Genomic DNA, 20,320 nt, shown 5'->3' with positions numbered 1-20,320 from the left:
GAGAATGCCGCGAAAGACAAGAGACCCCGGCGCGGGTTTGCGGGCCGGGGTCTTAGATTATCAATCTGCGGGCCTGTTCAAAGCTGCGCCAAAACCTCGTCCGTGGCCTCAAAATTGGTGGTGACGCGCTGCACATCGTCATCATCCTCCAAGGCATCCACCAGCTTCATCAGCTTTTGCATGCCGTCAAGGTCAAGCTCGGTGGTCATGTTGGGCTGCCAGATCAGCTTGGTCGATTCCGACTCGCCCAACGCGGCTTCCAATGCATTCGACACGTCGTTCAGGTCGGTGTCAGCGCAGACGATCCGGTGGCCATCTTCCGAGCTTTCGCAATCTTCAGCACCGGCCTCGATCGCGGCTTCCATAACGGTGTCGGCGTCGCCAACCTCAACCGGGTAGGTCACTTCGCCTTTTCGGTCGAACATGAACCCCACGGACCCGGTTTCACCAAGATTCCCGCCGTTCTTTGAGAAGGTCGAGCGCACGGTGGATGCGGTCCGGTTCTTGTTGTCGGTCATCGTCTCGACGATCACGGCCACGCCATTCGGACCATAACCTTCATAGCGGATTTCGTCGTAATTCTCAGCATCCCCACCGATGGCTTTCTTGATCGCGCGATCAATCACGTCCTTTGGCAAAGACTGGCTTTTGCCTTCTTTCACGGCCATGCGCAGACGGGGGTTTTTATCGGGATCGGGGTCGCCCATCTTGGCGGCCACGGTAATTTCTTTGGCGAGCTTTGAAAACAACTTCGAGCGTAGTTTGTCCTGACGCCCCTTGCGGTGCTGAATGTTTGCCCATTTTGAGTGGCCAGCCATGGCGCCCTCCGATTTATTTCAAATATTGGTATGTTGCGCGGTTCAATACAGCAGGGGTTGGGGGGGCCGCAAGGGCGTTGCTGACACGATGTTCAGGCGCGCTCATCCTTAGGCGATCCCATCACCACATGGGTGACGATCTGGTGCACCTGCGGCAGCGTCCCCAGCTTGTCGGTGTGAAACCGTTTATAGGCGATCAAGTCTTCGGCCTCGACCCTCAGCAGATACTCGACCGTGCCGGTGATGTTGTGACACTCGCGCACCTCGTCATACAGCGCGACCGACCGTTCGAACCCTTCTTGCGCGGCCTTGGTGTGATCGGACAGGCCGACGGTGACATAGGCGACAAAACCAACACCCAACGCGACCGGATCAAGCACAGCGCGGTAGCCCTTGATCACGCCCTGCCGCTCCAACTCCTGCACCCGCCGCAAACAGGCCGAGGGCGACAGGCCGACCTTATCCGCAAGCTCGGTATTCGGTAGCCTCCCGTCGCGCAAAAGCTCTTGCAATATCTGACGGTTTACGCGGTCCATTTTCAGCATTTGTTGCAAACCAATCTTCCATAGCTGCAACAATGCAACCTTTCAGCGCCAATTTGGGGCGATTATTGCACTTATGTCAATCGAGCTTCTTTCCGCCTTCGTGGCCTTCGCCTTCGTCTCGTCGATCACGCCGGGGCCGAACAACCTGATGCTGATGGCATCAGGCGCGAATTTCGGGTTTCGCCGCTCCGTCCCGCATATGCTGGGGATCGGCATTGGCTTTACCTTCATGATCGTGCTGGTGGGCGTCGGTCTGATGACGCTGTTTGATCTTTACCCGGTCAGCTACACGATCCTGAAAACCGGCAGCGTGGTCTATCTGCTGTGGTTGGCGTGGAAGATCGCAAACGCCGCGCAACCCGGCACGGGCAAGGCGGGCGGCACGCCGATGACCTTTCTGCAAGCGGCGGCGTTCCAATGGGTCAACCCCAAGGCGTGGGCGATGGCCCTGACCGCGATCAGCGTCTATGCCCCTACCCGCGGCATATCGGCCGTCATCTTGGTCGCCCTGATTTTCGGCATCGTGAACCTGCCTTCGGTTTCGGTCTGGACCATGCTGGGTCAGAAAATTCGCGTCATCCTGACCAATCCGGTGCGCCTTCGGACGTTCAACGTGACGATGGCGCTGTTGTTGGTGGCGACACTTTTCCCCGTAATCTACGGGTGACGTTCCGGCCCACAGGCGGTAAGTCTTGAGCCATGACAACAGATCAAATCATCCTCTTTTCGCTTTTCGGTGCGGTGTTCGGCATGCTGCTGTGGGGCCGGTATCGCTATGACCTTGTGGCGTTCACCGCCCTTATGTTGGGGGTCGTATTAGGCGTCGTCCCGACCAAGGACGCGTTTTCCGGCTTTGGGCACCCTGCGACACTGATCGTGGCGCTTGTGCTGGTGGTGTCGGCGGGGCTGGTGCGATCTGGCGCTGTGTTCCTGATCACCCGCACGATGGTTGATGCCTCACGGTCACTTGGGGCGCATATCGCCCTTATGGGGGCCATAGGCGGCGTTCTGTCGGCTTTCATGAACAACGTGGCGGCCTTGGCCTTGCTGATGCCGGTGGACGTCCAAACCGCCCGCAAGGCTGGTCGAGAGCCTGGATTAAGCCTGATGCCCCTATCCTTTGCGACGATCCTTGGGGGTATGGTGACGCTGATCGGAACACCGCCCAACATCATCATCGCGTCCATTCGTGGCGAGGTGTTGGGCGAACCCTTTCATATGTTCGACTTTGCGCCGGTCGGCGGTGTGACCGCGATTGCCGGGCTGATTTTCGTCGCCCTGATCGGCTGGCGCCTGATCCCGCAGCCCGAAAGCACCGAAAACGGCTCGGACCCGATGGAGGAATTCGGCCTCTATGTCGCCGAATTGACCCTGCCCGAGGACTCGAAGCATATCGGCAAGCGACTGAAAGACCTGCTTGAAACGGCGGAAAAGAATGACGTCGCCATTCTTGGCCTCGTGCGGGGCGGGAAACGCCGTTATGGCACCCAGCACGCAACCAAGCTGCAAGCGGGGGATGCGTTGGTGCTAGAAGCCCGGCCCGAGGCGCTGGATGAATTTCGCGCAGCCCTAAGCCTGACATTCGCCGAAGCAGGCAACGAAGAAAAGCTGCGCGCAGAAGGCGACGGGCTGGCAAAGATCGAAATCGTGGTGCCGGAAAACGCGCGGATCGTCGGCAAAACGGCGCAATCCGTCGGCCTGAACTGGCGGCAACGGTCCGTCCTGCTTGGCATCTCGCGCGCGGGCAAACGGATCACCAAGCAAGTTCGTAAAACCGAAGTGCGCCCCGGCGACATCCTGCTTGTGCTTGTGCCTCAGGGGTCCGAGGCCGATGTTACCGAATGGCTGGGCGGCCTGCCCTTGGCCGAACGCGGGTTGAAGGTAACGCGAGACGAAAAAGTCTGGCTCGCCATCGGCTTGTTTGGCGGTGCAGTTGCCGCGGCAAGTTTCGGCCTTGTTTACCTGCCTGTCGCATTGGGCCTTGTCGTCGTTGGTTATGTTCTGACCAAGGTCGTGCCTCTGTCCGAGCTGTATACTCATATTGAATGGCCGGTCGTTGTGCTTCTGGGGTCGATGATCCCACTGGGCGCGGCACTTCAGACTTCGGGTGGGACCGAGTTGATTGCAGGCGCGTTGGTCGGCCTGACCCAAGGTCTGCCAGCATGGGCGGTTCTGACGGTTCTGATGATCGTGACGATGACCTTGTCGGACGTTCTGAACAACACCGCCACCACCATCGTCGCAGCCCCCGTCGGCATCCAGATGGCGCAGACCCTGGGCAAGAACCCCGATCCTTTCCTGATGGCTGTCGCTGTCGCGGCAAGCTGTGCGTTCCTGACCCCCATTGGGCATAAGAACAACACGCTGATCCTTGGCCCGGGCGGATACCGGTTTGGGGATTACTGGCGCATGGGCCTGCCGCTTGAGGTTCTGGTGGTCGCCGTCTCGATCCCTGCCATTCTGGTGTTCTGGCCATTGTGATCCGCGCGGGATCGCTTAGAGCGGCCAGATGAATGGGATCAGAGCCGAGGCAAGAAGCCCAACCGACAAGTTCAGCGGAATACCCACCTTTAAGAAATCCGAAAACTTATACCCCCCCGGACCATAGACCAGCGTGTTGGTCTGATACCCGATGGGCGTGGCGAAACTAGCCGAAGCTGCCACCATCACAGCCACCACCAAGGGACGTGGGTCTAACCCCAACGCGTTGGCAAGACCGATTGCGATCGGCGTGACTACCACTGCAACCGCGTTGTTTGACACAAGCTCGGTCAGGATCGAGGTCAGCAAATAGATCGCCCAGACGATCAGGAACGGCGGCAGCTTGCCCAACACGGGCGCTGCACCTTCGGCAATCAGCCGCACAGCGCCCGAGTTCTCTAGCCCCGCGCCAATGGCCAACATCGAAAAGATCAGGACCAGCAGCCGGCCATCAACCGACCCAAAAGCCTCGTCGGCGTCAATGCATCGGGTCAGCAAGACCACCGCCACTGCAAGAATTGCCAACAGAAAGATCGGCGCGACGCCAAACCCCGCCAATGCCACCAACCCGAACAGGGCCGCGATGGCAATCGGCGCGTGGCCCCGGCGGTATTCCCGCCCCGAGGGTTTGGAGACATCCAACAGGTTCATGTCCTGTGCAAGTCGGTGAATATCCTCGGGCGCGCCTTCCAGAAGCAAGGTGTCGCCAACCCGAACCACAAGGTCATCCAACTGACGCCCGATATTCTGGTTCTTGCGGTGAACCGCCAAGGGATAAACACCATACCGGCGGCGCAGACGCATCCGGCCCAGTTGCTTGCCCACCATGCCGCAATCGGGCGTGATCAGCACCTCGACCGTGGTGGTTTCGACCGCTGACACCTGATCCACGCGTTTCAGGCTTTTGTCGCGCTGCAGGCTCAAAAGCTCGGTCACGGCCGTGCGCAGAACCACGCGGTCGCCGACCTGCAAGGTGACACCGCTTAGATCGCGCCGAAGCGAGGCATCGCCGCGGACCACATCGACCAGCCGCACACCTTCGCGCTTGAACAATTGCACGCCATTGACCTCGCGCCCGATCAAGTTGCTTTCAGGCGGAACGACGGCTTCGGTGAAGAATTTTTTCCGCGACCGGTCCGACAGCAGCGACGCCATGCTGTCGCGGTCAGGCAGGATCTTCGGGGCGATGAAATAGAGGTAGAACATCCCCCATGCCACAAGTGCGATGCCCAAAGGCGTCACCTCGAAAATCGTAAACGCCTCAAGCCCATTGGCACGCGCCACACCATCGACCAGCAAATTGGTTGATGTGCCGATCAAGGTCAGTGTGCCACCAAGGATGGCGCCATAACTGAGTGGGATCAAAAGCTTTGACGGCGATGTGCCGATCTTCTTGGCCAGTTGTACGAAGACCGGGATCATCACGACGACGACCGGTGTGTTGGACACCACCGCAGACGAGATCACGACAAACCCCATCAGGGCCGACAGGGCGACGAGCGGACTTTTCTCGGCTTTCCTTTCGGCAATCTGGGTGAACCATTGCAGCGCACCTGTGCGCACCAACCCCCCCATCACGATGAACATTGCCGCAATGGTCCAGGGCGCAGGGTTCGACAACACCGCAAGGCCTTGCTGATAATCCAGAACGCCGGTGAGCAACATGAAAGCTACCCCACCGATGGCCACGACCTCGGTTGGATAGGTTTCACGCACGAACATGATGAACATTCCGACAACAATCAGCAGTGAAAGAACCGCCTGTGTCGTGTCGCCAAACTCGAAAAGCCCCATCTATGGCCCCTGTTTTGTTCTATGGATCAGTTTTGCCTGCAGTCGGCACGCGGGGCAAGCGTGGTTTTAGTCCAGAAAGGCACGAGGCTGCACCAAGAAGAGCCCCAGGAACATCGCGCCCAGCGCGCCCCAGACCCAACCTGTATAGCTTTCACCCAGCAAGACCATCGCCCAGACCACCCCTGATCCGGTGACAAGATAGCTGACTTGCGCTGCAAAGCTGGCGCCGGCGCGACCAACGAGCCACACATATCCCGAATAAACAAATGCATGAATGACCGAGCTTAGCACAATCAAGCTCTTGGCAGGCGACCAGTCCCCGAACGGGCTGACCCACCCGCCCGCTGCCTGTGCCAGCCCGGCAGACAGAACCACACCAATCGCAGAGGCCCCCAGCAATGTCTGGATTGGATCAAGCCCTGCGGTCCCAAACCGCGCAACCACATTTCCTTCAAGCGCATAAAGCAGGGGGGCGATCAAGGCGATCAGCACCCAGACCGCGGACCCCACTGGCAAGGCCGCTTGCGGCCCGGCAAGAAGCGCGACACCTGACATGCCGGCCAGCAGACCCAGAAAGCGCGAAAGCTCAAACCTCTCCGACCCTAGCGCCAACGCAATGGGGAAAGCGAACATTGGAACCGCCGCTATGATGATCGCCATGATGCCCGCTGGCAAATGGGCGATGGCAAAATAACTTGCCGTATTGGGCAGCAGCGTGCCGCCCAGCGCGATGAACAGATACAGCGGCAAATGCGTCCACCCGATCGGCAACCCCTTGCCGCGAACACGGGTCAGAACGCCCAGCACAACCACGCAAATGGCCATCTGCCAAAAGATTACACCAAATGGATGATGACCCGCTTCGATGATCGGCTTGGCCAAAACGCCGGTCAGCCCCCACCCAGCCCCGAGAAGTGCCAGAAACCCGATCAACCCGGCGTGGGTTGTCATGCGCCGTCCAGCGGCGTCGATTGCGCCAGCCGGCCGCCAACGCGGACCATCTGGATGTGTGTGGCTTTGCCTGAACGGTCGTCGGTTTCAACGAACAGACCCGACAATGTGGCTTCGCCCGTGGCAGGCGTGAAGCGTCCCTTCGACATGCCGGTGATGAAACGGCGCATCGGTTCTTCTTTTTGCATACCAATCACGCTGTCATAATCACCGCACATGCCGGCATCGGTCAGAAACGCTGTGCCTTTCGGCAGGATCTGCGCGTCACTTGTCGGCACATGGGTGTGCGTGCCGACCACGACGCTGGCGCGCCCATCACACCAATGGCCCATCGCCATTTTTTCGGACGTGGCTTCGCAGTGGACATCTACCAGCGTGGCTTGCACAGCGCCCCCAAGCGGGTGGCGTTTCAAAACCGCATCCACCGCCGAGAATGGGTCATCGAAGGGGCGCTTCATGAACACTTGCCCCAGCACCTGCGTTACCAGAATTTTGCGCCCGCGCGCATCGCTGAACACCCGCGCCCCTGTGCCGGGGCTTTCCTTGGCAAAGTTGAGCGGTCGGATGATGCGCGGTTCCTGTTCGCTGAAGGTCAGCATCTCTCGCTGATCAAAAGCATGGTCGCCAAGCGTGATAACGTCTGCACCCGCCTCCAGAAATGTGCGCGCGTGCGCAGCGGTCAGCCCCGCACCGCCAGTCGCGTTTTCGCCGTTCACCACAACGAAATCGAGCTTCCAATCCGCGCGCAACGTCTTGAGTTGCTCGGTCACCGCGCGTCGGCCCGCGCGCCCCATGATGTCGCCTAGAAAAAGTATCCTCATGGCTCAAGCCCTAGGACGGAAAGGCGAAAAGGGCAAGCCAAAGCGTTTGGTTCAAACCCAATGCACACCATCGTCGGTGACAATCGCATCCAGCAATTGATCCGTTGGCTCAAGCGGAACCGCCGCGACCTCTTGCGCACTGTAGGCATATCCGATGGCCAGCGTCGGGCGTTTGGCGCGCAACCGCTCTAACGTGCGATCGTAAAATCCGCCACCATACCCCAGACGCCCCCCTTTGCGGTCAAACGCCAGCAATGGCACGATCAGCACTTCGGGTTCAATGAACGTGAGCTTTGCGGGAATATCAGCGCCAAAACTGCCCTTGGTCATCTCACAATCCGGTGTCCAGCGGGCAAAGCGCAACGGCAATCCCACCTTGCCGATCACAGGAACACAGACAGGACCATGGGCGGCCATCGCGGCCATCACCGGAACCGGGGTAATTTCCGTGCGTATCGGCATATAGCCGGATAGGACCTTGCCCTTGTGATCTGCGACCACCGACAGAAGGTGCGATACGCCGCGGGTCGAGCGTGCTTCGCTCTGCGCCTCTTTCCGGCGGGCGAACGCTGCTTTGCGCGCTTCCACCTTGATCGCGGTCAGATCATCTTTTTCGGTCATTACAAAAGCATCATTGCTGCCAACCCCAAAAACGCGAAGAACCCCACAACATCCGTGACGGTGGTCACAAACGCCCCCGAGGCCAGCGCGGGGTCGATATTCAAGCGGTCCAACACAACCGGGATCATAACGCCTGCAAGCCCGGCCACGACCATGGTCACGACCATCGCAATCGCGATCACGACACCCAGCAAGGGCGTCGAGAACCAGACAATACCGACGATGCCCATCACCACAGCAAAGACGATCCCATTGATCAGCCCAACAATGGCTTCGCGCCGGATCACCCGCCAAACGTTGGCCGAGGTCAGGTCTTTCGTAGCAAGAGATCGCACCGCCACGGTCAGTGACTGCGTGCCAGCATTGCCCCCCATCGAGGCAACGATCGGCATCAGGACCGCCAGCGCCACAAACTGGGCAATCACGTCTTCAAACTGGGCGATGACCAGCGACGCAAGGATCGCGGTCATCAGGTTCACAGCCAGCCATGGAAACCGGCGTTTGGTCGTATCGACCACCCGGTCAGACAAGCGGCTTTCACCAACACCCGCCAGACGCATGATGTCTTCTTCATGCTCCTCGTCCAAAATGACCATGGCGTCGTCGATCGTGATGACACCGACAAGCCGATCATCTTCGTCCACGACGGGTGCCGAAATCAGGTGGTACTGGTTGAAGGCATAGGCAACCTCGCCTTCGTCCTGCAACACAGGGATCACGCGGAAGCTATCCTCTGCAATCTCGGTCAGCTTCACACCCCGTGCGCTGCCCATCAAGCGACCCAAAGTCACATAGCCGGTTGGGCGCATACGCGGATCGACAAGAATGACGTGATAGAATTGCTCTGGCAGGTCATCCTGATTGCGCAGAAAATCAATGGTTTGCCCGACATTCCAATGCTCCGGGGCGACGACCAGCTCGCGCTGCATCAAGCGTCCGGCACTTTCCTCGGGGTACGACAGCGACTGCTCGACGACGACCCGGTCATCTTGGTCCAGTGCCCCAAGCACCGCTTCGGCCTGTGGCTCGTCCAAATCTTCGATCAGGTCGACGACATCATCGGTTTCCAGTTCACGGACCGCTTCGGCCAGCACCTCCGGGGACATTGCGCCGACGACATCTTCGCGCAGGCTTTCGTCCAGTTCCGATAGAATCTCGCCGTCGAGTTCGCGACCATAAAGGCGCACCAACGCGACCCGGTCCTCTTGCCCGAGCTGTTCAAGAAGGTCGGCGATGTCAGCCGCGTGCATCGGCTCAAGTGCGGCAATCAAGGCCGCTGCGTCACCTGCTTCTAGAGCCGCCAGAATGGGGCGGACGGTCTTTACGTTAAGTTCATAGTCCCCGTCTTCGGGCGCATCATCGCTATAGTGATCGTCCAGCATCGCGGCGCCCTCCCTGATCTGTAGCGTGAACATATGACAAGCGGTGCGCCAATGGAACCGCAAGAAAGGCGTTGCGTCACCAAAACCACCCTCATAGGCTGATCGGTGGCGTATCAGCGAGGTTAGACATGGACCTGCTTCTGGGACAGACGATTATCTATACGGCGGACCCGTTCAAGGAAGATCTGGCCGATTGTGTATCACATGAACGCCATGGCGCCGTTGCGATTGAGGGCGGTAAAATCACGGATGTCGGGACAGCCGAGCGGCTGCGTGCGGAATACCCACAGGCGACCGTGACCGACTATGGCGCTGCGCTGATTTCGCCCGGATTTGTCGACACGCATGTGCACTATCCACAAACCGCTATCATCGCGTCGTGGGGCAAGCGACTGATCGATTGGCTGAATACATATACCTTTCCCGAAGAATGCCGGTTCAGTGATGGCACATATGCGACTCAGGTGGCTGAAACCTATTTCGACCTTGTGACCGCCACGGGCACCACGACCACGGTCAGTTATTGCACCATTCACCCCGAAAGCGTTGACGCCTATTTCACGGCCGCACGAAAGCGCGGACTAAGAGTGCTTGGTGGCAAGACCTGCATGGACCGCAACGCCCCTGACGACCTGCGCGACACGGCCCAAAGCGCCTATGACGACAGCAAGGCTTTGTCGGCGCGCTGGCATGGGCAGGACCGGCTGTCGTATGTGATCACGCCGCGCTTTGCTCCCACCTCGACCCCAGAGCAGCTTGAAGCGCTCGGGGCATTGTGGGCCGAACAACCAGACCTTCTGATGCAGACCCATATCAGCGAACAACATGAGGAAATTGCGTGGGTCGCAGACCTGTTTCCCGACGCCACCGATTACCTTGATGTATACGAACGCTTCGGTTTGGTTGGTCCCGGTGCACTTCTGGGCCATGCCATCCACCTGACCGACCGCGAACGAGACCGAATTCGCGAGGTGGACGCGAGCCTGATCCACTGCCCCACCTCGAACATGTTCATCGGGTCCGGCGTGTTTGACATGCACGGTTTGATGGAACAGGGCCACCGGATTGGATTGGCGACAGACACCGGAGGCGGGTCATCCTTTTCAATGCTGCGCACGATGGCTGCGGCCTATGAGGTTGGGCAACTGAACGGCCATCCCATCCACCCGGCACAGTTATGGTGGCTGGCGACCGAAGGGTCGGCACGCGCCCTGCGGCTGGAAGACCGAATAGGCACGCTTGCCCCTGGATCCGAGGCAGATCTTGCCGTAATCGACCTTGCCTCGACACCCGCCATCGCCCAGCGCGCCGCGCACGCCGAAGACATATGGCAGGAAGTTTTCCCGACCATCATGATGGGCGACGACCGCGCCGTGAAGGCGGTCTGGGCAAATGGCGCATGCCTTAGAAGCTGACCAGGGCGATCCCGACCAATACGAACACCGCGCCCGCCATTTCCTGCCGTGTCAATCCTTCGCCAATGGCGAAGGAATAGCACAACACCAATACGGTCTCGGTTGCGATGATGGCAACATAGGCCAAAGCCAGATTGACCTGTCGTAACAGGAATACTTCTGCCGCGATTGTGCCAACAAGGACCGCGACCAAAAGAACTGCCGGTAGATACGCAAAGTTTAGCGAATACTGTTTAATCAAAACGGTCGAAATGCTGTAACCAAGTGCCGCTGCCAAAGCTAAAAATGTTTTGTCACTCATTACCGAAAGCATGGAATCCCATCCTTTCCGCGGATAATCCCGCTTATATCGTGATTAAAATAAGCGCGCACTATAGCATGGTTTGTGCCGGTCTCCAAAAAGGAAGTGCCGTCAGGCTATGTGGATCACCCCTGCAAACCCGCTGCCAGCCGGTTCTGAACCTCAATGACGCGCGGCAAATCGATCGTTGTGATCTGCCCGTCACGCACCACCTGCCGCCCCTCGACAAACAGGTCGCGCACGCGCCGAGGCCCGGCCAAAACCAAAGCCGCCGGATCCCAACTGCCAGCACTTTCCAGTTTCGAGACATCCCAAATCGCTATGTCAGCGCGTTTGCCCACCGCGATTTGCCCGCAATCGGCACGCCCCAACACGTCGGCCCCGCCACGGGTGGCAATACGCAACGCTTCGCGGGCGCTCATCTTGTCGGCCCCTTGCGCAACGCGCTGTAACAGCATCATCTGGCGGGCCTCGTCCATCAGATTGCCAAGGTCGTTCGAGGCCGAGCCATCAACCCCCAGCCCCACTTTCACACCCGCATCCCGCATCTGGCGCACCGGGGCGATGCCTGACCCAAGTCGGCAATTTGAACAAGGACAGTGCGCCACACCAGTGCGCGTGTGGGCGAACAGGTCAATCTCGGTGCTGTCCAGCTTCACGCAATGGGCATGCCACACATCATCACCGACCCACCCCAATTCTTCTGCATATTGTCCGGGGCGGCACCCGAACTGCGCCTTGCTGTAAGCTATGTCTTCGTCGTTCTCCGCGAGGTGAGTGTGCAGCATGACCGCCTTGTCGCGCGCCAAAATGGCGGCGTCCCGCATCAGATCGCGACTGACCGAGAAGGGCGAACATGGGGCGACACCAACCCGCACCATCGCCCCATCGGCAGGGTCGTGAAAGGCATCAATCACGCGGATGCAATCCTTGAGGATGGCGGCCTCCGCCTCCACCAGACTGTCAGGCGGAAGGCCGCCTTTGCTTTCGCCGATGGACATGGCGCCCCGCGTCGGATGAAACCGAAGTCCGATCTCGCGCGCACCGTCGATCGTATCATCAAGCCGTGCGCCGTTGGGATAAAGGTATAGGTGGTCGGAGCTCATGGTGCAGCCTGACAAGGCAAGCTCTGCCAAGCCGGCAAGGGTGGACACCCGCATTTCATCCGGTCCAAAGCGTGACCAGATCGGGTAAAGCGTTTGCAGCCAGCCAAACAGCAGCGCATCCTGCCCACCCGGCACAGCGCGCGTAAGGGTTTGATAAAGATGGTGGTGCGTGTTGACCAAGCCCGGCGTGACCACGGCGCTGGCTGCGTTGACAACCTCGCCTGTGGTTTGCAGACCTTCACCAATTTCCGATATCTGGCCGCCCGTGATGCGAATGTCAGCCGCCGACAGCTCTCGCCCGTCGTCGTCCATTGTCAAAATCGTCTTAGCGTTGCGAATGAGGTATTCCATGCTGTCTCCTACGACCCATTTCGGAGACACACACCCGGCGGCGACAGAAAGGGCAAAGGACTCGCGCGCAACTCCAGCTTGCCATGAACCGGGCCGGTCGCTCAAGTCTTTGCTGCGCGGCTCAGGCGTCCGACAGCACAGCCAGCGCGGCGGCGTGCACTTGCGCATTGGCCGCTGCGACAATGCGGCCACCAAGGTGAGCAGGACCACCCTGCCAATCCGTGACGATCCCACCCGCCGCTTCAATCACCGCCATTGGTCCCTGGATGTCATAAGCTTGCAGACCGGCCTCGACCACAAGGTCGATATGGCCAGACGCCACCAGCCCGTAGGCATAGCAATCCAGACCGTAGCGAGTCAGCTTGACCTGCCTGGACAGGGCCTGAAAGGCGCGCCCTTCCGCCTTGGTGCCAACTTCCGGGAATGTGGTGAACAGGATGGCCTCGGACAGATCGCGGGGGCCGCGGGTCTTCAAAACCCTTTTCCCATGCGGCCCGACAACCTGCGCCAAACCGAACCCACCAAGAAAGCGTTCGCCAATATAGGGTTGGTCAATGATGCCCAACTGCGGGCCGTTGGCGTCACCGACCGCAATCAGCACACCCCATGTCGGTGTGCCTGACAAAAAGGCGCGGGTACCGTCGATCGGATCCAGAACCCAGGTTAACCCGCTATCGCCCGCTTGCGCGCCGAATTCTTCACCCAAGATCCCATCTTGCGGACGCAACTTGGCAAGCACGTCTCGCATGGCTTTCTCGGCCGCGCGGTCGCCTTCTGTGACCGGGTCAAACCCCTCGGACAGCTTGTTGTCTGCCGTCAATCCCTCGGCGCGGAAGAAGGGCATCACCGCATCGCGCGCGGCATCGGCCAAAGCCTCTGCCACGTGGCACAATTCGTTTTTGGTGTCTTGATCCAGATCGGTCAGCATCGCCCCTCCGCACGCTTTGTATCAGCGCGGTATCAGGGGGACGCAGGCAGCGTCAAGCTCAGGCGACGTCTGACAGGACGCGCGCAAGTTCAAACAGACGGCGGCGTTGGTTGTCCGGAATAGCATAATAGCTGCGAACAAGTTCCAAAGCTTCTTTGTCGGCCAGAATATCACCGGGCACCGTGCTGTCTGCTTCAATCGCCGCGGAACTTTCAAGGCCTTCGAAGAAGAAGCTGACCGGCACCGACAGTGCAGCCGCGATATCCCAAAGACGAGACGCGGAAACGCGATTCATGCCAGTTTCGTATTTCTGGATCTGTTGAAACTTGATCCCGACTTTTTCAGCCAGTTGCTGTTGCGTCATTCCGACCATCCAACGACGATGGCGGACGCGCTTTCCAACATGGACATCTACAGGATGTTTCATAGAACAGCTCCTCGTTAAAAGATTGTATCACGCAACCAGAGATAACGTGATCGGGGGACACCTCAACCTGTCTTTTTGGACATCCGGAGAAGTCGGCAGGAAAAGGTTTGAATTCAATGCCCTAAGGCGGCAAGCCTGTGAAAACGGCCTCACCACCACAGCGAAAGTGTGTCCCCAGTCTTTACACGCAAAAGCTGTTTAGCAAATTGCTTTGCATTTTGCAACGATTCTGAGCGAGAGTCCGCTGAGCGATTCTTCTGGCTGCCTCTCGATTTTCGGGATCGAACCGCCTAAGACACCGAACAGGAGGCCCCATGAAGACCTATCGCATCACCGATTTTGACCATCCCGCCACCCTGACCGAGGTCGTCCCACCCGTGCCGGCAAAGGGTCAGGCGCTTGTGGATATCCGCGCATGTGGCCTGAACTTCGCAGACCTTTTGATGGCGAAGGGCAAATATCAGGACACCCCCACAGTTCCGTTCTCGTTGGGCATGGAGCCTGCGGGGACTGTGCTGGCGCTGGGGCCCGAAACGACCGGTCCAAAGCCCGGAACCCGCGTGGTTGTGTTTTCTGGCAGCAATGGCTTGGCTGACCAAGGCGTCTTCGATGCTGATCGCTGTCTGCCGCTGCCTGAAAACATGAGCTATGAACATGCCGCCGCGTTTCAGGTCGCCTATGGCACCAGCCATGTTGCGCTGGACTATAAGGCGCGGCTTCAGCCCGGCGAAACACTTCTGGTCCTTGGGGCTGCGGGCGGGGTTGGCCTGACTGCGGTCGAGATTGGCAAAGTCATGGGCGCGCGTGTCATCGCCTGCGCACGCGGGGCCGACAAGTTGGACATCTGCCGCCGTGCTGGCGCGGATCACGTGATCGACAGCCAGACCGACGACATTCGCACCACGGTCAAAGCGCTTGGCGGTGCCGATGTGGTCTATGACGCCATCGGAGGCGCCCAATTCACAGATGCGTTTCGTGCCTGCAACCCCGACGCCCGCATTCTTTTGATCGGGTTCGCCAGCGGCGACCTGCCCGAGGTTCGCCCAAACCATATGTTGGTCAAGAACATCACCTTGATCGGGTTCTATTGGGGGGGATACCTGACGTTTCGCCCCGAGGTTTTGACCGACAGTCTGCGCCAATTGCTGGCGTGGTATGAGAGCGGCAAGATCAGGCCCCATGTCAGCCACAGCCTGCCGCTTGAGCAAGCGCCCGAAGCCCTGAGCCTGTTACGCGACCGAAAATCGACCGGCAAGGTTGTTGTCACGATGGACCCCACCCGTTAGAGCGCCGCAAAGGCCTTTCGGATCATCGTCAACAGATCGTCAACGGCCTGACCGCCATTGCTTTGCGCCGCATACATATTCACTTGCGTGACCGCCAGATCCGGCAGGGCGCCGCCATGGTCGATCACCTCAAGATAGGGCTGCACCGTGCCTTCGATAATCGCATAGACCGCCAGATCGGCCGAAAGTGAGGCTTCGATTGCGCGCGTTGTGTCGCTCTCGACCCCCATTTCCCACGGTATACGCGCCTCGTCCAGCGCCTGCTGAACACCCTTTCGAAAGATGCAATTGTATTCGAAGGCAAGCCGCAAAGGGCGGTTGCGCCACGCCTGCCCACCGGGGGCGCCCACCCACACCAAGGGCAATGTCGTCAATGTTTCGCCCCCGGCGTCCATTGTGTCTTCGGTGGTCAGCACGATGTCGCATTCACCGCGCGCGAACATCGCCTTCAACCGACTTGTATAGGAGGATATCAACTGAACGCGCATGCGCGGATATTCAGCGTGAAACTGCTTCAGCACCTCTGGAATTGCGGGATAGACCACATCTGCAGGCACCCCCATAACGACCTCTCCTTCATAGGCTTGGTCGGTCAGGCGGGCGTAAACCTCGTCATTCAGCCGCAACATCCGTCGCGCATAGCCCAACAGTTGCTCGCCATCTGCAGTCAGCGACACGCCACGCCCGGAGCGATCCAACAAGGTGCGTCCCAAGCTGTCCTCAAGCCGTTTGATCTGCATCGAGACGGCAGACTGCGTCAGGTGCAAAAGACCAGCGGCACGCGTCACGCCGCCTGCATCCGCCACAGTGGCGAAGCTGCGCATTGCTGTCAGATCGAGGTTTCGTGGCATATCACACCTATTGATGGGTTGACGCAAAAACATTCATTTTACTTATCTTTCACCAACAAGCATAAACATCAAGAAAATTGATGCAATGCGGATAACCTATCCGTTTTGACGAAGGAGAGCCGAGATGACTGCCGTAACCTGCACCAACACCCCCGCCGCCAAAAGCGTTTTCTCGCCTTTGGCCTGGTTCGTCCACGCATGGGAAACGCAGCGCGAACGTCGCGCCCTGGCGCGGTTGGATGCTTCGCGTCTTGAAGATATCGGTTTGAATTATCGCGAAGCGCATCGCGAAGCAAACCGCCCGATCTGGGATGTTCCGGCCCATTGGACACACTAATCAGCCGTTCGAACGATAAAACCAATACCCCTTGAAAAGCGCGCCGCCCTTGCCGATATTACAGCCAAGGGCGGTTTCTGTTCGGAGCCGCCGAATATTGCTTTTTCTGGAGGTCTAGATGGCTGAATTTGACACGATTCGCTCAGGTGCCGGCACGCGCGCTGCGATCGATGAAGGGCTTCGCGCCCACATGAACAAGGTCTACGGAACCATGTCCATCGGCGTTTTGCTGACGGGTGCGGTATCGTGGGCGTTTGGTTCGAACGACGCTTTGCTGTCGATTCTGCGTGATCCTGCAACGCTGTCGCCCAACATTCTGGGCTGGATCGTAATGTTCCTGCCGTTGATCATGGTGTTTGCATTCGGTGCGGCCATCAACCGCTTGTCAGCCGCAGGTGCGCAGCTTTTCTTCTATGTCTTCGCAGCCGTCATGGGCTTGTCCATCAGCTGGATCTTCGCAGCCTTCACCGGCATCTCGATCGCGCAGACGTTCTTTATCACGGCAATCGCCTTTGCCGGTCTCAGCCTTTACGGCTACACGACCAAACGTGATCTGTCGCCGATGGGCGCGTTTTTGATCATGGGCTTGATTGGCCTGATCGTGGCGTCGATCGTCAACATCTTCATCGGTAGCTCGATGGTGCATTTCGCGATCTCAGTGATCGGTGTTTTGATCTTCGCAGGCCTGACCGCTTGGGATACCCAAAAGATCAAAACGGACTATCTCGCTCACGCGCACGCGATGGACAGCGAATGGTTGGCGAAATCCGCGATCATGGGTGCGCTGAGCCTGTATCTGGACTTCATCAACCTGTTCATGTTCCTGCTGCAGTTCCTTGGCAATCGTGAGTGATGCGAACCAACTGAAACCCAAGGGGCCGGTCAGCGTGACCGGCCCTTTTTGTTTACCAAGACTCGTCCCATGAACCGCTTCTTTGAGACCATCGTTAAGCTGATACTCAGCCCATATCTGGCCACACAAGCACTGAAAGTCCGCAAACTGGCGAAAGTCCTGCCGGAGCCTCCGGGGCATCGCAGCGGTGTGACCGGCACCGGGCCTGACTTGTCGTTGATGATTGTTGGCGACAGCTCGGCGTCGGGTGTCGGCGCACCTCACCAGACCATGGCACTGTCCGGTCAGATGGTGAATTTTTTGGGTGCCTCATACCGTGTGAAGTGGCGCGTGATGGCCCGCTCTGGTGCCACCTCGTGCACCGTCCGGCCGATACTGCGGTCACAAGATCCGCAAAGGGCGGATGTGGTGCTGGTTGTTCTTGGGGTCAACGACGTGACGAGTCAAATGCCACTACACCGCATCCTGGCCTGTCGGGCTGAGCTTTACACATTGCTGTTTGAAAGCTGGCAGGCGAAACGTATCATCGCAACCGGGGTCCCCCCAATTGATCGCTTTCCGCTTTTGCCCAACCCGCTGCGCTGGGTCCTGGGCCTGCAAGCCCGCCGCTTCGACAAGGCGCTTGCCGAACAAGCTAAAGCAATAGGTGTGGAATACATGCCATTCGATGTTCCGCTTACACCTGAAATGATGGCCGAAGATGGCTTTCACCCGGGTCCGAATGCCTATTACCTCATTGGGCAAAAAGTGGCGACGCAGATCCTGCACCGCTGAGGCGGGCAATTTCGCTCTACAATCGCACAACAAAAAAAGCCGCGCATCTCAGCGCGGCTCTTTTTCGTTCAGGGTCACAAGATCTTACTTGATCTTGCCTTCCTTATACTCGACGTGCTTGCGCACAACCGGGTCGTATTTCTTCACAACCATTTTTTCGGTCATGGTGCGAGCGTTTTTCTTGGTCACATAGAAGTGGCCGGTATCCGCGGTCGAGTTCAGGCGGATTTTGATAGTGGTCGGCTTCGCCATGTCGTCAGCTCCTCATCGGGTGGGCGCACCCCGCCCGGGTAAATCTCTGGAACCCGCCTTTTACCGCCATTGGCCCCCGAGTCAACAGGCAAATGGGATTTTCGCGCGGGTTCCGAAACTACGCGCGCAACGGCGCCCAAGCGGCATGAATTTATGCGCGGATGGCCTGTAAGCCGGATTCTGTCCAGGTGTTGCCACCATGGATGACCATTCCTCTAGGATGCCTGTTACCAGACACCTCAAGCTGCCAACCCGGACCTTTGGGCCAAGACTGCCCTGGGGTTGCCCCCGCAAGGTCCCTATTAGGCATTGCTCCCGGTGGGGCTTGCCGTGCCGCCCTTGTTGCCAAGCGCGCGGTGGGCTCTTACCCCACCGTTTCACCGTGGCCTGCGACATGCGCGGGCCGTCTCTTCTCTGTGGCGCTTTCCCTCGGGTTTCCCCGGCCGGGCGTTACCCGGCACCGTTGCCTTGTGGAGTCCGGACTTTCCTCGCGTCACGACAGGGCAAGCCCTGCCAGTCACCCGCGGCCATCCAGCCATCCGCGCGAGGATCGGCTTAGGCGATGGAAGAGGGCGGGTCAACGGGGAAGCGCGCGGCAAGGTCTGCAATGATCCCCATGTCACGCGGCGCCAATGGCCCGGTCGCCCAAGGGCGAAAGCGCTGGCGCATCGCATCCAGAACCGCCTCCAACCCGGCCGAGCACGCATAGCCGAACCGCGCAGCGTCAGCCAGAAAGGCCTGTTCATCAGGCGCGCGATGATCCGCGCGATCCGGCCAAACCGCCAAACCTTGCTGCGCCAAACGCGCCCAGTCAAACCGGCGTCCTGGATCGCGCTTGCGATCGGGGGCCAAGTCGCTATGCCCGATTACGGCTTCGGGCGGAATGCCCCAACGGGTCATGATCTCTGGCAGCAGCGCCTCCAGCGAAGCCATCTGAGGCTGCGAAAAGGGTGACATCCCGTCATTGTCCAGCTCGATACCAATGGATCGCGAGTTGATATCGTTCAGTCCACGCCAGGATCCAGCGCCCGCATGCCATGCACGCTTGTCTTCGTCGACCATTTGGAAAAGACCGCCAGCGCGGTGGATCAGGTAATGCGCCGACACCTCATGTTCTGGTGCGCACAAGCGATCCAGCGCGTCGTCGGGGTCGGCCATCGCTGTATAGTGAAGCACCACAAAGGAAGGGCGCAAACCGTCCCGGCGCGGTCCACAATTGGGCGACGGGTAAGGCGTGATCCGCACTATTCGCTCGAGATGTTCAGCGTCGCACCCGGCAGCGGCACAGGGTCCGGATCGGGAAGAGGGGTGGGGGTGGGCGCAGGAGCGGGCGCAAGCGCGGGATCGACCACAGGCACCTGAGTGTCCGTCTCGATGCCAAGCGCTTCAAGCTCAGCCTTGCTGACGGCTGTTTCCTCGGTCACAATGGTGGGCGCGGTCTCGCCGCGCGCTGTGCGGAAAGGCGCGGGATCCCACCCACAGGCAAAGCCGTCGCCATCTGGGTCCAGCCCGTTCTTGTCGCGCTTGGGGCCGCCAGCTTCAAGAAACGCGATCTGGGCGAAATCTGCGGATGTGTAGCGCGCGCAGTTGCGTTCAGCCCTTGCCGTTCCGGACAAAGCTGACCGGGTATGGATTGGCTGCCCAACACTGTTGGTGGTGGACAGGGCGTATTGCACGATTGACACCGAACTGTCAGCGGGCCGCTCTGGCACAGCCTCTGGCTCGACTTGTGTGTAAGCCGCCTGGTAGTTCTCGATACGCTGCGCATCGCTTTCAATGCTCTCACGGGCGGCCACGGCGCTGAAATCCTGTTCGTCCGAGATGCCGGGCGCGGCATTTGCGCCGCCCGCGTCGTCCAGCAACTGGCTTGTGACAGAGCCGCCTTCAATCATGGCAGACAGGGGCGCACCGGAAACTGGATCCGTCGCGGGTGCCACATTGGAAGGCGCCCGGCTGTCGGGAACATTGCTGACGCAAGCCGAAACCGACGCGACGGCGACAAAGCCCATTAGATACCGCATAGAAC

The 20,320-nt window shown here is 59.2% G+C and carries 22 protein-coding genes and 1 other RNA gene; 7 read left to right on the top strand and 16 right to left on the bottom strand.

The window, feature by feature from the left end; translation table 11 throughout:
- Nucleotides 1-77: 77 nt before the first annotated feature.
- Together Q0864_RS10890 and Q0864_RS10885 are read right to left on the bottom strand one after the other, a co-directional pair.
- Nucleotides 78-818 (bottom strand): YebC/PmpR family DNA-binding transcriptional regulator, encoded by a 741-nt coding sequence (locus tag Q0864_RS10890; RefSeq protein WP_298569173.1) that lies wholly within the window; start codon nucleotides 816-818, stop codon nucleotides 78-80.
- Nucleotides 819-910: 92 nt separating this feature from the next.
- Nucleotides 911-1,363 (bottom strand): Lrp/AsnC family transcriptional regulator, encoded by a 453-nt coding sequence (locus Q0864_RS10885; RefSeq protein ID WP_298569506.1) that lies wholly within the window; start codon nucleotides 1,361-1,363, stop codon nucleotides 911-913.
- A 73-nt stretch (nucleotides 1,364-1,436) separates the two neighbouring features.
- Between Q0864_RS10885 and Q0864_RS10880 the strand changes: the two genes are divergently transcribed.
- Nucleotides 1,437-2,030 (top strand): LysE family translocator, encoded by a 594-nt coding sequence (locus tag Q0864_RS10880; RefSeq protein ID WP_298569170.1) that lies wholly within the window; start codon nucleotides 1,437-1,439, stop codon nucleotides 2,028-2,030.
- Between the two features lie 32 nt (nucleotides 2,031-2,062).
- The gene (locus Q0864_RS10875) at nucleotides 2,063-3,844 is read left to right on the top strand and encodes an SLC13 family permease (RefSeq protein ID WP_298569167.1); all 1,782 of its coding nucleotides are present in this window, start codon (nucleotides 2,063-2,065) and stop codon (nucleotides 3,842-3,844) included.
- A 15-nt stretch (nucleotides 3,845-3,859) separates the two neighbouring features.
- On the opposite strand, the gene Q0864_RS10870 is transcribed toward Q0864_RS10875, so the two are convergent.
- The 5 genes from Q0864_RS10870 to mgtE form a co-directional block, all read right to left on the bottom strand.
- Entirely contained in the window at nucleotides 3,860-5,638 is a 1,779-nt protein-coding gene (locus tag Q0864_RS10870; RefSeq protein ID WP_298569164.1) for an SLC13 family permease, read from the bottom strand.
- 66 nt (nucleotides 5,639-5,704) lie between these two features.
- Nucleotides 5,705-6,589: a DMT family transporter gene (locus Q0864_RS10865; RefSeq protein ID WP_298569161.1), complete on the bottom strand. Its 885-nt coding sequence runs from the start codon at nucleotides 6,587-6,589 to the stop codon at nucleotides 5,705-5,707.
- Nucleotides 6,586-7,410, bottom strand: coding sequence for a TIGR00282 family metallophosphoesterase (locus Q0864_RS10860; RefSeq protein ID WP_298569158.1), 825 nt, complete (start codon nucleotides 7,408-7,410; stop codon nucleotides 6,586-6,588). Before Q0864_RS10860 ends, Q0864_RS10865 begins: the two co-directional genes overlap by 4 nt.
- Nucleotides 7,411-7,461: 51 nt before the next feature.
- Nucleotides 7,462-8,031, bottom strand: a complete 570-nt coding sequence (locus tag Q0864_RS10855; RefSeq protein WP_298569155.1) for a 5-formyltetrahydrofolate cyclo-ligase — start codon at nucleotides 8,029-8,031, stop codon at nucleotides 7,462-7,464.
- Nucleotides 8,031-9,413: a magnesium transporter gene (gene mgtE, locus Q0864_RS10850; protein WP_298569153.1), complete on the bottom strand. Its 1,383-nt coding sequence runs from the start codon at nucleotides 9,411-9,413 to the stop codon at nucleotides 8,031-8,033. The genes Q0864_RS10855 and mgtE overlap by 1 nt, the downstream gene beginning before the upstream one ends.
- A gap of 128 nt (nucleotides 9,414-9,541) precedes the next feature.
- On the opposite strand from mgtE, the gene guaD reads away from it, so the two are divergent.
- On the top strand, nucleotides 9,542-10,828 hold the full coding sequence (gene guaD, locus Q0864_RS10845) for a guanine deaminase (RefSeq protein ID WP_298569150.1): 1,287 nt from the start codon (nucleotides 9,542-9,544) through the stop codon (nucleotides 10,826-10,828).
- Here guaD and Q0864_RS10840 read toward each other — a convergent pair.
- The 4 genes from Q0864_RS10840 to Q0864_RS10825 form a co-directional block, all read right to left on the bottom strand.
- The gene (locus Q0864_RS10840) at nucleotides 10,818-11,129 is read right to left on the bottom strand and encodes a 5-aminolevulinate synthase (RefSeq protein ID WP_298569147.1); all 312 of its coding nucleotides are present in this window, start codon (nucleotides 11,127-11,129) and stop codon (nucleotides 10,818-10,820) included. The two genes, guaD and Q0864_RS10840, sit on opposite strands and share 11 nt — an antisense overlap.
- A 125-nt stretch (nucleotides 11,130-11,254) precedes the next feature.
- Entirely contained in the window at nucleotides 11,255-12,586 is a 1,332-nt protein-coding gene (locus Q0864_RS10835; protein ID WP_298569144.1) for an 8-oxoguanine deaminase, read from the bottom strand.
- Between the two features lie 121 nt (nucleotides 12,587-12,707).
- Nucleotides 12,708-13,514: a histidinol-phosphatase gene (gene hisN / locus Q0864_RS10830; protein ID WP_298569141.1), complete on the bottom strand. Its 807-nt coding sequence runs from the start codon at nucleotides 13,512-13,514 to the stop codon at nucleotides 12,708-12,710.
- A 58-nt stretch (nucleotides 13,515-13,572) separates the two neighbouring features.
- Entirely contained in the window at nucleotides 13,573-13,941 is a 369-nt protein-coding gene (locus Q0864_RS10825) for a helix-turn-helix transcriptional regulator (RefSeq protein ID WP_298569138.1), read from the bottom strand.
- A gap of 314 nt (nucleotides 13,942-14,255) precedes the next feature.
- On the opposite strand from Q0864_RS10825, the gene Q0864_RS10820 reads away from it, so the two are divergent.
- The gene (locus Q0864_RS10820) at nucleotides 14,256-15,227 is read left to right on the top strand and encodes an NADPH:quinone oxidoreductase family protein (RefSeq protein WP_298569136.1); all 972 of its coding nucleotides are present in this window, start codon (nucleotides 14,256-14,258) and stop codon (nucleotides 15,225-15,227) included.
- Here Q0864_RS10820 and Q0864_RS10815 read toward each other — a convergent pair.
- The gene (locus Q0864_RS10815) at nucleotides 15,224-16,078 is read right to left on the bottom strand and encodes a LysR family transcriptional regulator (RefSeq protein WP_298569133.1); all 855 of its coding nucleotides are present in this window, start codon (nucleotides 16,076-16,078) and stop codon (nucleotides 15,224-15,226) included. The genes Q0864_RS10820 and Q0864_RS10815 overlap by 4 nt on opposite strands.
- Before the next feature lie 124 nt (nucleotides 16,079-16,202).
- On the opposite strand from Q0864_RS10815, the gene Q0864_RS10810 reads away from it, so the two are divergent.
- The 3 genes from Q0864_RS10810 to Q0864_RS10800 all read left to right on the top strand — a co-directional run bounded on the left by Q0864_RS10810 (nucleotide 16,203) and on the right by Q0864_RS10800 (nucleotide 18,042).
- A complete protein-coding gene (locus Q0864_RS10810; protein ID WP_298569130.1) occupies nucleotides 16,203-16,415 on the top strand; it encodes a hypothetical protein in 213 nt (70 codons plus the stop codon).
- Nucleotides 16,416-16,533: 118 nt separating this feature from the next.
- Entirely contained in the window at nucleotides 16,534-17,268 is a 735-nt protein-coding gene (locus Q0864_RS10805; RefSeq protein ID WP_298569127.1) for a Bax inhibitor-1/YccA family protein, read from the top strand.
- A 69-nt stretch (nucleotides 17,269-17,337) separates the two neighbouring features.
- Nucleotides 17,338-18,042, top strand: coding sequence for an SGNH/GDSL hydrolase family protein (locus Q0864_RS10800; protein ID WP_298569125.1), 705 nt, complete (start codon nucleotides 17,338-17,340; stop codon nucleotides 18,040-18,042).
- An 84-nt stretch (nucleotides 18,043-18,126) separates the two neighbouring features.
- Here Q0864_RS10800 and rpmG read toward each other — a convergent pair whose 3' ends face one another.
- The 4 genes from rpmG to Q0864_RS10780 all read right to left on the bottom strand — a co-directional run bounded on the left by rpmG (nucleotide 18,127) and on the right by Q0864_RS10780 (nucleotide 20,315).
- The gene (rpmG, locus tag Q0864_RS10795) at nucleotides 18,127-18,294 is read right to left on the bottom strand and encodes a 50S ribosomal protein L33 (RefSeq protein WP_008034579.1); all 168 of its coding nucleotides are present in this window, start codon (nucleotides 18,292-18,294) and stop codon (nucleotides 18,127-18,129) included.
- Between the two features lie 153 nt (nucleotides 18,295-18,447).
- An RNA gene (gene rnpB, locus Q0864_RS10790) (RNase P RNA component class A) lies at nucleotides 18,448-18,837 on the bottom strand.
- A gap of 12 nt (nucleotides 18,838-18,849) precedes the next feature.
- A complete protein-coding gene (locus tag Q0864_RS10785; protein WP_298569502.1) occupies nucleotides 18,850-19,533 on the bottom strand; it encodes an N-acetylmuramoyl-L-alanine amidase in 684 nt (227 codons plus the stop codon).
- Between the two features lie 5 nt (nucleotides 19,534-19,538).
- The gene (locus Q0864_RS10780) at nucleotides 19,539-20,315 is read right to left on the bottom strand and encodes a hypothetical protein (RefSeq protein WP_298569123.1); all 777 of its coding nucleotides are present in this window, start codon (nucleotides 20,313-20,315) and stop codon (nucleotides 19,539-19,541) included.
- Nucleotides 20,316-20,320: the final 5 nt, after the last annotated feature.

The sequence above is a fragment of the uncultured Aliiroseovarius sp. genome (assembly GCF_947497285.1).
Classification (GTDB): domain Bacteria; phylum Pseudomonadota; class Alphaproteobacteria; order Rhodobacterales; family Rhodobacteraceae; genus Aliiroseovarius.
This window is presented reverse-complemented; position numbering and strand designations above follow the sequence as displayed.